Origin of the sequence: Arthrobacter sp. Bi26 (assembly GCF_918697925.1) — a bacterium.
Taxonomy (GTDB): domain Bacteria; phylum Actinomycetota; class Actinomycetes; order Actinomycetales; family Micrococcaceae; genus Arthrobacter.
Window position 1 is genome coordinate 48,254 of sequence record NZ_CAKKMF010000024.1, and the last position, 12,048, is coordinate 60,301.

11 protein-coding genes are annotated in these 12,048 nt (G+C 68.2%); 3 read left to right on the forward strand and 8 right to left on the reverse strand.

Features of this window, described 5'->3' with window-relative positions; genetic code table 11:
* The first annotated feature begins 53 nt into the window (after positions 1–53).
* Entirely contained in the window at positions 54–347 is a 294-nt protein-coding gene (locus LQV16_RS23700; protein ID WP_356815723.1) for a universal stress protein, read from the forward strand.
* Between the two features lie 164 nt (positions 348–511).
* Positions 512–904 carry a universal stress protein gene (locus LQV16_RS23705; RefSeq protein WP_356815725.1) on the forward strand — a complete coding sequence of 131 codons (393 nt, stop codon included), beginning with the start codon at positions 512–514 and terminating at the stop codon, positions 902–904.
* Positions 905–965: 61 nt separating this feature from the next.
* On the opposite strand, the gene LQV16_RS08695 is transcribed toward LQV16_RS23705, so the two are convergent.
* The gene (locus LQV16_RS08695) at positions 966–2,024 is read right to left on the reverse strand and encodes a magnesium and cobalt transport protein CorA (RefSeq protein WP_229993492.1); all 1,059 of its coding nucleotides are present in this window, start codon (positions 2,022–2,024) and stop codon (positions 966–968) included.
* 399 nt (positions 2,025–2,423) lie between these two features.
* Between LQV16_RS08695 and LQV16_RS08700 the strand changes: the two genes are divergently transcribed.
* Positions 2,424–4,400 (forward strand): amino acid transporter, encoded by a 1,977-nt coding sequence (locus LQV16_RS08700; RefSeq protein ID WP_229993493.1) that lies wholly within the window; start codon positions 2,424–2,426, stop codon positions 4,398–4,400.
* A gap of 135 nt (positions 4,401–4,535) precedes the next feature.
* On the opposite strand, the gene LQV16_RS08705 is transcribed toward LQV16_RS08700, so the two are convergent.
* The 7 genes from LQV16_RS08705 to LQV16_RS08735 form a co-directional block, all read right to left on the reverse strand.
* Positions 4,536–4,739 (reverse strand): cold-shock protein, encoded by a 204-nt coding sequence (locus LQV16_RS08705; RefSeq protein WP_009357211.1) that lies wholly within the window; start codon positions 4,737–4,739, stop codon positions 4,536–4,538.
* 147 nt (positions 4,740–4,886) lie between these two features.
* On the reverse strand, positions 4,887–5,840 hold the full coding sequence (locus tag LQV16_RS08710; protein WP_229993494.1) for an alpha/beta hydrolase: 954 nt from the start codon (positions 5,838–5,840) through the stop codon (positions 4,887–4,889).
* Positions 5,841–5,866: 26 nt separating this feature from the next.
* Complete coding sequence (locus tag LQV16_RS08715; protein ID WP_229993495.1) at positions 5,867–8,656, reverse strand: PEP/pyruvate-binding domain-containing protein; 2,790 nt, start codon at positions 8,654–8,656, stop codon at positions 5,867–5,869.
* Positions 8,657–8,776: 120 nt separating this feature from the next.
* On the reverse strand, positions 8,777–9,133 hold the full coding sequence (locus LQV16_RS08720) for a hypothetical protein (RefSeq protein WP_229993496.1): 357 nt from the start codon (positions 9,131–9,133) through the stop codon (positions 8,777–8,779).
* 81 nt (positions 9,134–9,214) lie between these two features.
* Complete coding sequence (locus tag LQV16_RS08725; RefSeq protein WP_229993497.1) at positions 9,215–10,270, reverse strand: zinc-dependent alcohol dehydrogenase family protein; 1,056 nt, start codon at positions 10,268–10,270, stop codon at positions 9,215–9,217.
* Positions 10,271–10,374: 104 nt separating this feature from the next.
* Entirely contained in the window at positions 10,375–11,001 is a 627-nt protein-coding gene (locus LQV16_RS08730; protein WP_229993498.1) for a response regulator transcription factor, read from the reverse strand.
* Positions 10,998–12,048: sensor histidine kinase (locus LQV16_RS08735; RefSeq protein WP_229993499.1), on the reverse strand; the 1,051-nt coding region annotated here is incomplete at its 5' end. The genes LQV16_RS08735 and LQV16_RS08730, both read right to left, overlap by 4 nt.

A 12,048-nucleotide genomic window follows, 5' to 3' on the forward strand; every position in this document is an offset into this window, starting at 1 on the left:
TTGGATGTACTGGCAAGTTCCCCGAAGGGCATGGAATCGTGCACAGCCGGATCGTGGTTGGTGTCGATAATTCCAAGGCCGGTCACGCCGCATTGGAGTGGGCGGCCAGGCGGGCCGCCCAGTTTCATGTACCCCTGAATCTGGTGCGTGTCGTTCCTGGTCCGTGGTCCTTCCGGCACGCCGACCGGTATCAGGAGGCCATGAACCGGGCCGCTGAGCTGCTGGCTGCGGAAGCCCAGCGGGTGTCGGCGCTGGACCCCGCGGTCCCGGTCAGCACGACTCTCGGGACAGGAGAGACAGCCAGGACCCTTCGGCGGCTCTCTGGGGATTCGGACATGGTCGTGTAGGAACCGACAGGCGCCCGGACAGGCACGGTGAGGGCTTCGGGTCGGTCAGTTTTCAGACGGCCGCCATCAGCAACTGCGTGGTGGCGGTCGTGCCCGCGGCCGGCGATGAAGACCGGTCCGGTGTTGTCGTCGGCACCGACGGGTCCGCGGACGCGGCCGTCGCTGTGGAATGGGCCGCCGCGGAAGCGCTCCGCCTTGGCCAGGACCTGATGGTGGTCCATGTCTGCAACGGTCAGGAAGAACCCGGCGGCGGGCCAGCAGGCTCCGGAGCTGACGGAATGGCCACGGATACCTGCTCGGTTCTGGCTGAAGCCGTCGCCAGTTTGGCCCAGGACCATCCCGGATTGCGGGTTAACCCGGTGCTGGAGAGCGGCAGGTACCCGGCGCCGGCCCTGGTCAGGGCCGGCGCGCATGCCGTGCTCCTCGTCATTGGATGCAAAGGCCGCGGTGGCCTGGACGTCCTGGTGGGTTCGGTCGCCCGGGATGTCCTCATGGATGTTCAATGCCCGACGCTTATCACCCGCCCGGGGCAGCACCAGCGGTCTTCCGGCACCTGAAGGTCCGGGGTGCCGGCCCGGAGCACGTCCGATGACACTTGCAGGGATCTCGCCTGGCAGTTCAGAGCCACTTGCGGTGCTTGAACGAAAGGTACAGGACGACACCCATGGCGAGCATGAGGCCGAGCGCGAACGGGTAGCCCATCGACCAGGCCAGTTCGGGCATGACGTCGAAGTTCATCCCGTATACGGTTCCCACGAGGGTGGGGGCGAAGAGGATGGCCGCCCAAGCAGAGATCTTCTTGACTTCCTCGTTTTGGCTCAGGCCCGCTTCGGAGAGGTGCCGCATCTCCTCGTTCTGGGCCAGGCTCAATTCAGAGAGACGCTGCATCTCCTCGTTCTGTTGCTGGGCTACCAGCGTTGCGTGGACGGTCAGCGCGCTCTGAAGCAGAACACGGAAAGCGTCGACGCGTTCCACGACGCGGATGACGTGGTCATGGACGTCCCTCAGCCTGCGCTGCAGCTCCAGATCAAGATGGTATTTCTCCGCACCGCGTTCAAGAGCCTCCAGCATGGGCCGAATCGGGTGCGTGGCGCGCTGGAACTCGATGACTTCCCGGGAGAGCTCGTAGATCCGGCGGGCCACGTCCGGGCCGGCGCTGAACAGCTCGTCCTCGATCTCGTCGATGTCGTTTTCCAGGCCGGCGACGACGGGTTCATACTGGTCCGCGACTTCGTCCAGGATTGCGTACAGCACGGCCTGCGGGCCCAGCGCCAGCAGCTCCGGGGCGGCCTCCATCCGGCGGCGGACCTTGGCCAGGTTAGGGGACTCCGCATGTCGGACCGTGACCACGAAGTCCGGACCGACAAAGACGTGCAGCTCGCCGAACTCAACCTTCTCTACATCGTCCAGATACCGTGCCGGGCGCAGCACGGTGAACAGCGTGTCCCCGTAGCGTTCAAGTTTGGCCCGCTGGTGACCGTGGAGGGCATCCTCAACGGCAAGCTCGTGCAGGCTGAACTCGTTCGCAACCGATGTCAGTTCATCCAGGCCCGGACGGTACAGCCCGATCCACGCCATCCCCCCGCGTGCCCGCATGACCTCATACGTTTCATCCAGATTCTTGGGGTTGTCCGTCCGCAGACCGTCAACGTAGACGGCGTTGTCGATCATGGTCATGATGTCTGTCCCTCGCTCCTGCATGCAGCCCTGGCCGATCCCACAGCCAAGGCGCCGGCGGGTCCACTGTATCCGGACGCGGGACAACCCCGCAGGATCGCGCGGATGCGCGCACGATTCAGAGTCCAGACAGCTAGTCGCGCAGGGTGCCGGACGCGTTCCGGGTCCGAGTCCCCAACGCCGCCGCTGGACGTCGTAGGCCTTGACGAAGGCAACGCGGGTGAGATCGATGAGGCGGGGGCCGCGGACGTCGGCGGAGAACACTTCGCCTTCGCGGTGGGCTATACCTTGCCCGCGTTAAGGAACCGTCAGGATTGTTCGCCTGGCGGTAGCGGCGGTTGCCGGGGCTGGTACTGTCGCGGACGGAAGCGGCGCGGTGCGCCGCGTAGAAAGGACATCATGACCACGCTCAGCCGGCCCCCGGCAGATCCTTCGGCGCCCCGGCCGGGCGCAGGGGAGCACTTCAGGAACTGGCTGCTGTTCGGCCTCCAGGACGCCAAGGGAATCCACCAAGGGCCCGGGGCCGTGAGCGACAGCCACCTGAAGAAACACACGTGGTGGCAGGTCATGTGCCTGACCGGCGTGGATTACTTTTCCACCCTGGGCTACCAGCCCGCCATTGCCGCGCTCGCGGCCGGCGTGATTTCGCCGCTGGCCACCCTGGTCCTCGTCGCCGTCACCCTGCTGGGCGCATTGCCGGTGTACCGACGTGTCGCTGGCGAAAGTCCGCGCGGTGAAGGGTCCATCGCCATGCTGGAGCGGCTGTTGCCGCGCTGGGGCGGGAAACTGCTCGTCCTGGTGCTGCTCGGCTTCGCCGCCACAGACTTCATGATCACCATGACGCTCTCCGCCGCCGACGCGACCGCTCACGCCATCGAAAACCCCTTCGCCCCCGACTGGATGCAAGGCCAGAACGTCGCGGTCACGCTCGTCTTCCTGGCCCTGCTCGCCGCGGTGTTCCTGCGCGGCTTCAAGGAGGCGATCGGCGTCGCCGTCGTCCTCGTGGGTATTTACCTCGGACTGAACGTGATCGTGGTCATAACAACGATCTTCGAGGTCATCAGCCACCCGGTGGCCGTGGACAACTGGTGGCTGGCCCTGACCACCCAGCACGGGAGCCCGCTGATGGTGGTGGGCATCGCGCTGCTGGTCTTCCCGAAGCTGGCCCTGGGACTCTCCGGGTTCGAGACCGGGGTCGCCGTCATGCCGCAGATCCGCGGTCACGCCACGGACACCGAGGAGAACCCTGAGGGCCGGATCAAGGGGGCCCGCCGACTGCTGACGACGGCGGCCCTCATCATGAGTGCCTTCCTCATCACGACCAGCTTCACCACGGTGGTGCTGATCCCGGCGCAGGAATTCCAGCCGGGCGGGCAGGCGAACGGGCGTGCCCTGGCTTACCTCGCCCACCAATACCTGGGCGACGGATTCGGCACCGTCTACGACATCAGTACCATTGCCATCCTGTGGTTTGCCGGCGCCTCGGCCATGGCCGGGCTCCTGAACCTCGTGCCGCGCTATCTGCCCCGGTACGGCATGGCTCCGGAATGGGCCCGCGCGGTCCGGCCGCTGGTCCTGGTGTTCACGCTCGTGGGGTTCCTGATCACCTGGCTGTTCGACGCCGACGTCGACGCCCAGGGCGGCGCCTACGCCACCGGCGTCCTGGTCCTGATGACATCGGCGGCGATTGCCGTGACGTTGTCCGCGCGCAGCCGGCGGCAGCGTAAGCGCAGTATCGGCTTCGGCGTCATCGCCGTCGTGTTTATCTACACCACGGTGGCCAACATCTTCGAACGGCCCGAAGGCATTCGGATCGCGGCGCTCTTCATCGTCGGGATCATCGTGATCTCCCTGCTCTCCCGCCTCCGGCGCTCCTTCGAGCTCCACGCCACTCACGTGCGGATGGACACCCCTGCCCTGGAATTCCTGGCCGCCAATGAATCGGGCCCCATCGCGATCATTGCCCACGAACCGCTGCGGCTGAGCGCCGAGGCGTACCGGGACAAGCTCACGTCCGCCATTGAGGTCAGCCACCTCCCGGTGGACTACCAGGCGATATTCCTCGAAGTCGTGGTGGACGACTCGTCGGACTTTGAGACCGCGCTCGAGGTCCGCGGGGTGATCCGGCATGGGTACCAGATCCTGGAGGTCCACGGGCCTGTTGTACCGAACACGATCGCCTCCGTGCTGCTGCACATCCGCGATGTCACCGGGCTGATGCCGCACATCTACTTCCGATGGACGGAGGGAAACCCGTTCACCAACCTCCTGCGGTTCCTGGCGTTCGGCGAAGGCGAAATCGCGCCGGTCACCCGTGAAGTGCTGCGCGAGGCCGAGCCGGACGTCACAAAGCGTCCGTGGGTCCACGTCGGCTGACGCCGGGCCCTTGAGCCGGGCGCCCGGCAGCAGGGGCCGGGGAACACAAACGCCCCTCCGGAGGAGTCCTCCGGAGGGGCGTTGTGGTCTTCGGGGAAGTGTCCCGGCCAGGCGGCCGGGGCAATTCCAACGTACTTAGAGCGGGCGGATGTTCTCAGCCTGCGGGCCTTTCGGGCCCTGCGTGACGTCGAATTCAACCTTCTGGTTCTCGTCCAGCGAGCGGTAGCCGCTGGTGGCGATTGCCGAGTAGTGGGCGAAAACGTCGGCCGACCCGTCATCCGGGGCAATGAAGCCAAAACCCTTTTCGGCGTTGAACCATTTAACTGTGCCTGTAGCCATGCCTTTATCCTTCTGAAATGCTGCTGATCTCCGGCGGCCCTGCGGCCAACGGCTGCGGAGACATTCGTCCGCTGTCCCCAACGTACGGTGCGACGGGCCGCGGTGCAAGGGTCTAGCGACGGTCTTCGTCTCGGCCGCTTGCTTCAGTCATGCGGAGACGGAGGCGTCGAAGAGCTCAATCAGGTCCCGGCTTATCTGGTACGGCGAGGTTTCGCTGGGGCTGTGGCCGCCGCGGTAGACCGCAATTCGCGCCCCGATCGACTGCGCGAAGTTGCGGTGCAGCGCCAGCGGCCAGAGGTCGTGTTCGCCGACGGCGACAAGCTTCGGAAGCGTCGCGGCGGCCAGGACACGCCGCAGATCCGGTGTGTGCTTCATGAGGCCGATGATGTCAATGACGGAGGCGCGGCGCGTAAACGCGAACCGGCTCTTCACGAACCGCAGCCGTTTGGGCGCCACACGGGCAACGTTCCTGCGGATACCCCAAATCATCAACGCTGTGCCGACCCTGCTGCTGACCCAGCGACTGAACCAGCCGGCCAGGCGCAGGCCGCGGAAACTCTGACCCGGCTCGGGCGGGCAGCTGATCAAGGTCAGGCTGCGGAATTTCTCTGGCCGGTGGGCGAAGGCCAGTTGGACTACGATCGCCGCGAAGGAGTATCCCACGACGTGCACCGCGCCTTCTTCGGCATCCAGCATGGCGAGGAGGTCGTCGCGGAAGAGTTCGTAATCGTAGCGGCGCCGGGGCGGAACGAGGTTTTCCGGCCCGGCCGGGGCGGATTCATACTGCCCGGCGATGTCGCAGCTGAGGACGAAATAGCCGGCCCCTGCGAGCTCGGGCAGCATGAGGATGAAGTCTTCCTTGGAGCCGGTTGCACCCGGGATGAGCACGACCCGCGGGTTCCCGGGATCTCCGGTGGAGATGGTCGCCAGCGTGCCGCTGGGCGCCGCGAACTCACCGCGCACCACGCCTTTCGGGAGTTCGGCCCAGTCGAAGTCGGGCAACGCGGCGTCCCGGCGGGCGGCATCGTCCACCAGTCCCGAACCGAAGCCCTCGGGCTCGGGAAATGGTGTGCCCTCTGCGTTGCGGCCGACAGACACCATAGACCTAACATAGCCCCTTCATCTGCTTAGCCGGCCAGGCTGCCGGCGGCTTTCGCGGGGGAGCGCGGGGCATCCACCTGGCGCACCGTTCCCGCGGATCCGTCCACGGTCACCCTCTGGCCGGTCCGGAGCCGGGTGGTAGCGTCCGGCACGCCCACCACGGCCGGGATGCCGTATTCGCGGGCCACCACTGCGCCGTGCGAGATCACCCCGCCCATCTCCATCACCAGGGCGCCGGCGGTCATGAACAGGGGTGTCCACCCAGGGTCGGTGGAAGGTGCCACGAGGATTTCCCCGGGCTCCAGGTGGGCGCCCACCGGATCCAGGATGACCCGGACCGTTCCGGTGGCGGTACCGGCCGACGCCGGTGTCCCGGCGAGGGCGCCGGAGGCGGGGGACTTGGCCATCACGGCGGCCTCCACGTCCGTGCCGTCGGAGAGCAGCAGCCGGGGAATCCGGCGCCTGCGCAGTTCGACGTCGTAGAGCCGGCGGCGGTCCGCGACGATGCCCTTGAGGTCGGCCCCCCGCAAGCCCACCCGGACCTCGTCGAATTCGAGGAAATACACATCGTCCGCGGCGGCAACCGAACCGGTCCGGGCCAGTTCGGTACCGACCTCTTTGAGCTGGCGGCGCATTTCCGCGAGCGCGAGGACGATGTAGAACTTGGGCAGTTCGCGCAGCCCCGACAACTGCCGGGTCCGGCGCAGGCAGAACTCGACCTGATGCGCCCGGAACCGGCTGCGGGCCCTGGTCCGTTCCACAAGGTCGCGGATCCTGGCCTCGGCATGTTCCTCAGCGCGGGCGAACTGCCGGTCCGGGGCCTGTTCGGGGTCCTCAACGTGGAGGTAGTTCGAGATCATTCCGAAGATATGGTCCGGCTTCTCCGACCACCGCGGCATGCCAAGGTCTATCTCCGCTACGGCGCGGTGGCCGTAGCGGTCCAGGAACCCGTGCACGCCGGTCTGCGCCACCGCGGGCAGCGCGCCGGCCGCGTAGCTGGCAGCCAGTTCCTTCGGAGCGTGGGCCAGGAAAACCTCACGGGATGCGTCATTCGCGCCGATGGAGACGGCCAGTTGCCAGAGCTCAAGGTCCATCTCAGTGGTGACGTTGTTGGGCAGCCCCCGCAACACCGCCTCGAGTTCCCGCGGTTCCGCGATGCCGCGCAGCAGCCTCCGGGCACCCGCCAGCAGGAGGTAGCCAACGGACGGTCCGGGCAGCGTCGCCTGGATCAACCCGTCCACGGTGTTATCCAGGATGCGCTGGGCGTGATCGAGCCGGCCAAAGGTGGTTGCCGGTTCCGGCAGTACGAGCTCCGCTTCGAGGCGATTTCCGTAGTCGAAGGCGCTGCGCAGTTCGGCGGCGGGCCGTACCGCGGCCCGCAGCATGGCTGGAATCAGCCGGACCGTCATGCCCAGGTTGGCCATACGTGCCGCAGTGTTCGCTGCAGCGCCGACCTTCCCGGGCTTCCGCGGGACCGGCGCGCCCGGTACGGCCGGACGGGTTCGCCGGGACGGCCGTGGGCGCACGCCGAACCGCGGGTCATCCAGGAGCGCCGGGAAAACCGCGCCGGACCTCCCGTCCGCCAGCGGGAGCATTCGCAGCAGGTAGCGGCGGCCGTATTTGTTGTGAACCAGGGGCGTCATGTCTATGTACATGCGCAGCCCTGGGTTTACGTACTGCCACGGCCCATTTCGGTTCCTCATGGAGCCCAGCACCGAGAGCCCCATCGGGGTGAGCGGCCGGGTCAGGCCCTGGAGCAGCGTGCCGCACAGGTACACACGGGTTTCAGCCAAGGCCGCCGACTCTGTGCCAAGGGGTTCGGGAGCGGCCGGGTCCGGCAGCGGGTACAACGTGGTGATCGGCCGCGACTGGGTCACCCAGATCTTGCCGGCGGCGTCAATCACCCATTCCATATCCTGGGGTGCGCCGAAGAGCCGCTGGACGGTATCGCCCAGCGCCGTGAGTTCGCGGATCCGGGCGTCGTCCAGGCTCGGCCGCCGCCTGGCCGCGGTCCTTTCCGGGGAGCGGAGCAGGATGCGTCCGGTGGCCGTATCCACGACGAAATGGTCCGGGTTCACGCTGCCGGAGACCACCGCCTGGCCGGGCCCGGCGCTCGCATCGATGACCGTTTCGGTCCGGGTGCCGGTCACCGGATTGGCGGTGAACAGCACGCCGGCGGTGGCGGCAGCGACGACGTCCTGGACGACGACGGCGAGCCCGACGTCGCGGTGGCTGATCGCGTTGGCGCAGCGGTAGGCCACGGCCCGTTCGGTCCAGAGTGAGGCCCAGCAGCGGCGGGCGGACTCGACCACGGCATCGGCTCCGGAAATGTTGAGGAAGGAATCCTGTTGTCCGGCGAAGCTGGCGAAGGGCAGGTCCTCGGCGGTGGCGGAGGACCGTACCGCCACGGCGGCGCCGCTGCCGAGCGCGGCATACGCGGCGCGGAGGGCGGCATCGACGTCGGCGGGAATCGGCGCGGTCACGATCATTTCCCGCGCCTGCCTCGCCAGCTCGCCCAGGTCGGGCCCGGGGTGGTCCAAGACGGCGTGGCCCGGCTGGCCGTCGTTCGGTTCGCCGTCGTTCGGGGATCCGGGCTGCGCGGCGTCCAGGCGGGCCGCCAGTGCGTCCAGTTCGGCCGGGGCGGCCTTCCGGTAGGCGGCCGTGGTGAGGCAGAAGCCGCGCGGCACAGGGAACCCGGCCGCGGTGAGCTTGCCGAGGTTCACGGCCTTGCCGCCGACGAGTTGCAGGGGAGCGGAGCCCAATGCACTGAGATCCACGACGAAGCTTTCCGGCGCCCTGCCCTCTGCAGAACCCATTTTCCTGCTCCCACGTCCTGTCCGCGTATTCAAGCCGCGTATCCAGGCCGCGGCTTGAAGCCGTGGCCGGTTCCCGGTCCTGCGCCCGGTGCGGCACCCCTGCCAAGTGTTGCTGCAGGCCTACTGGCCGGCGTCGGCCTCGCCGGTGTCCTCCCACATGAGATCCAGGTTGCGGAAGACCGGCGGACCGTCGCACAGGGCGGCCATCTTCGCGGCGAATTCGGAGGTCTCGGGCCGGTTGGAGTTCTCCATGGCGGACTCGTAGGAGTCGAATTCAACGATCGTGAGGTAGGTGCCGGGGCGGTCGCGGTCGGCGGTGGCCATGATGCGGCGGAAGGTCGGGGCCGTGGACCCCTCGGTTCTTGACGGGCGGCCGAGTTGTTCGATCTCCTCGATGCGGGACGACTGGAACTCGATGATCTGCACAAACCTGGCCATGACGGCTCCTCGACGGCGGCGGATGCTGATGCGCTTCACGCTAGACCCTCGCCCCTGCCCGTGCAAGGGCGGGGGCAAGCAGTCGCGCGGCCTCCGGCGCCGCCGCCGTCGTGGGTCCTGCTACGGGGTCAGCAGGACCTTGATGGCGCGCCGTTCGTCCATGGCGCGGTAGGCCTCGGGCGCCTCCTCGAGCGGCATGACCGAGTCGAACACCCGGCCCGGATTGATGGTGCCGTCCAGCACGTCGGCCAGCAGTTCCGGAATGTACGTCCGGGCCGGGGCCATGCCGCCGCCGATCGAGATGTTGGTGTCGAACAGGAAGCGCAGCGGGGCTTCGGCCCCGCCGGTGGGGACGCCCACAAAGCCGAGGGCGCCGCCCGGGCGGACGCTGTGCAGCGCCTGTTCCATGGATTCCTTGGTCCCCACACACTCCAGCACCGAGTCGGCCAGAACGCCGCCGAGCAGTTCGCGGACCTTGGCGACACCGTCGTCCCCGCGTTCGGCGACGATGTCCGTGGCCCCGAATTCGCGGGCGATCGCCTGCCGGTCGGCGTGCCGTGACATGGCGATGATCCGCTCCGCGCCGAGGCGCTTGGCGGCCAGCACGCCGCAGAGGCCGACGGCGCCGTCGCCGACCACGACGACCGTCCGGCCGGGCCCGGCCTTGGCGGCGAGGGCCGCGTGGTGGCCGGTGGCCATGACGTCGGAGAGCGTGAGCAGGCTGGCGCGGAGGGCATCGTCGGGATCGGTGACGCCCGGGACCTTGACCAGTGTGGACTCGGCGAGCGGCACGCGGACAGCCTGGCCCTGGCCGCCGTCGATCCCGTGACCGGCGTCATCTTTGCCGCCCCAGCCGGCGAGGCGGTCGCAAGCGACCGTGACGCCGTTGAGGCACTGGGGGCACTCGCCGCAGCTGACCACGAAGGGTGCGATCACGAGGTCGCCCACGGCAAGGTCCTTGACGTCCTCGCCGATGCTTTCCACCGTCCCGATGAACTCGTGTCCGATTGCGGACGGCTTGTGGGTGGGCTTGACCCCGCGGTAGGGCCACAGATCCGAGCCGCAGACGCAGGAGGCGGTGACCTTCACGATGACGTCGGTGGGCCGCTGGAGGGTGGGGTAGTCGCGGTCTTCGACTCGGATGTCGCCGGGACCGTGGATGATGGTGGCGCGCATGGGGGCTCCTCGCATGGTGGTGGGTGGGCTTGGACCGAGTTTAGTCGTCCCTGCGCGGCTGGCCGTTTCGAACCGTGGCCTGCGTCCCGGGCGGACGGCGGCCGCTACCGCATGCCCTCGCGGCGGATCGCGGTGGCGATCGCCGCGGCCCGGGTTTCCACTCCGAGCTTGGCATAGATGTGCGCCAGGTGCGTTTTCACGGTGGCCTCGGAGATGAACAGCCGCTGGCCCAGCTCACGGTTGCTGAGGCCTTCGATCAGCAGGCTCAGCAGCTCGGCTTCGCGTGGCGTCAGGATTTCGTCCGGGTTCCGCAGCTGCTGGAACAGCCGTGACGCCACCGGGGCGCTCATCACGCTCTTGCCTTGGACCGCCCCCCGGATCGCGGCGAAGATCTCCTCTGGCGCGGCGTCCTTGAGCAGGTAGCCCATGGCGCCGGCGTCAACGGCGCGGACAATGTCAGCGTCCGAATCGTAGGTGGTGAACACCAGGACGGCCTGCCTGCTGTTGCGGCGGCGCAGCTGCTTGATGGCCTCGATGCCGTCCATGCCGGGCCCCATGGCGAGGTCCATCACCACCACGGCGGGACCGAGCTGCTCCATCTGGACCAGCGCCTCCTCGCCGGAGGCCGCCTCGGCCACGACCTGTATATCGGGCTGCGTTCCCAGCAGTGCCCTAAGCCCGCTGCGCACCACCAGATGGTCGTCCACCAGCAGGACGGTAATCGGATTCACTGTTCCTCCGCAGTTGGCAGTTGCGCGGCCACGATGGTTCCTTCGCCGGGGGTGCTTTCCACCGAGAATACGCCGCCCAGCCGTTCCACCCGCTGGCGCATGGCCCGGAGCCCGTAGCCTCCCGCGTCCGACGGCGGTGCCAGCGACTGCGGGTCGAAGCCGGCGCCGTCGTCGTAAATATCCAGCGTGACGGCGCCGGGCAGGAAGCCCAGCGTCACCGTGGCGCTGGCCGCCGCTGCGTGGAGTTTGATGTTGGCCGCGGCGCTCTGGACCACGCGAAGCAGCGCGTGCCGGACATCCGCGGGGACTGGGCGCGGCTCGCCCGTGACCAGCAGACGCACGCCTGGGACGTACTGGGACGCCGCCTGAAGCAGGGCATCCGGCAACGGTGCCGTGTCCAGCCCGGGGGAGGCGAGCTCGTGGACCAGGCTGCGGGTGTCCGCCAGGTTCCGGCGCAGCATTCCGCTGACGTTTTGGACGTCCGCGCGCGCCGCCGGGCTGGGCCATGACCTGTTCGCGGCTTCCAAAAGGAGGAGGCTGCTTGCCAGGCCCTGCGTCACGGTGTCGTGGATTTCCCGGGACACTCTCTCGCGCTCCTCGACCGTGCCGGCCCTGCGCTCGCTGGCCGCCAGCCGGCCCTGCGCCAGCGACACCTCGGCGTGCAGCCGGCGCTGTTCGGCGGCGTCGTGCTCGATGCGGGTGTAGATCAGCGTCAGCATGACGCCGACGGCCAGCGGCCCCAGGAGCATGGCAATATCGCTGCCGCCGCTGAGCCGGAACAGCCCCACGGCGGTGGCTGCCGCCGTCGCGCCTCCCGCGAGGTACGCCACGGGGCCGCTGAAGGCGGTCCGGCACAAGAAGAACAGCGCGAACGAGCACCACGCGAAGCTGGGCGCCGCGATCACCAGCACCGCCCAAAGCGCCACCAGGACGAACATCCACACCGCCCACGGCCGGCGCCGCTGCGAGAGCACGGCGATCACGGCGTACAGCGAACACACCGCCGCGGCCAGGGCCAGCACCCACAGGTTGTCCGCCGGGCTGTGC

What these genes read in the sequence shown, in the direction of transcription:
- LQV16_RS08695 (WP_229993492.1), bottom strand. Translation starts at nt 2,024, where the DNA reads ATGACCATGATCGACAACGCCGTCTACGTTGACGGTCTGCGGACGGAC.
- LQV16_RS08700 (WP_229993493.1), top strand. Translation starts at nt 2,424, where the DNA reads ATGACCACGCTCAGCCGGCCCCCGGCAGATCCTTCGGCGCCCCGGCCG.
- LQV16_RS08705 (WP_009357211.1), bottom strand. Translation starts at nt 4,739, where the DNA reads ATGGCTACAGGCACAGTTAAATGGTTCAACGCCGAAAAGGGTTTTGGC.
- LQV16_RS08710 (WP_229993494.1), bottom strand. Translation starts at nt 5,840, where the DNA reads ATGGTGTCTGTCGGCCGCAACGCAGAGGGCACACCATTTCCCGAGCCC.
- LQV16_RS08715 (WP_229993495.1), bottom strand. Translation starts at nt 8,656, where the DNA reads ATGGGTTCTGCAGAGGGCAGGGCGCCGGAAAGCTTCGTCGTGGATCTC.
- LQV16_RS08725 (WP_229993497.1), bottom strand. Translation starts at nt 10,270, where the DNA reads ATGCGCGCCACCATCATCCACGGTCCCGGCGACATCCGAGTCGAAGAC.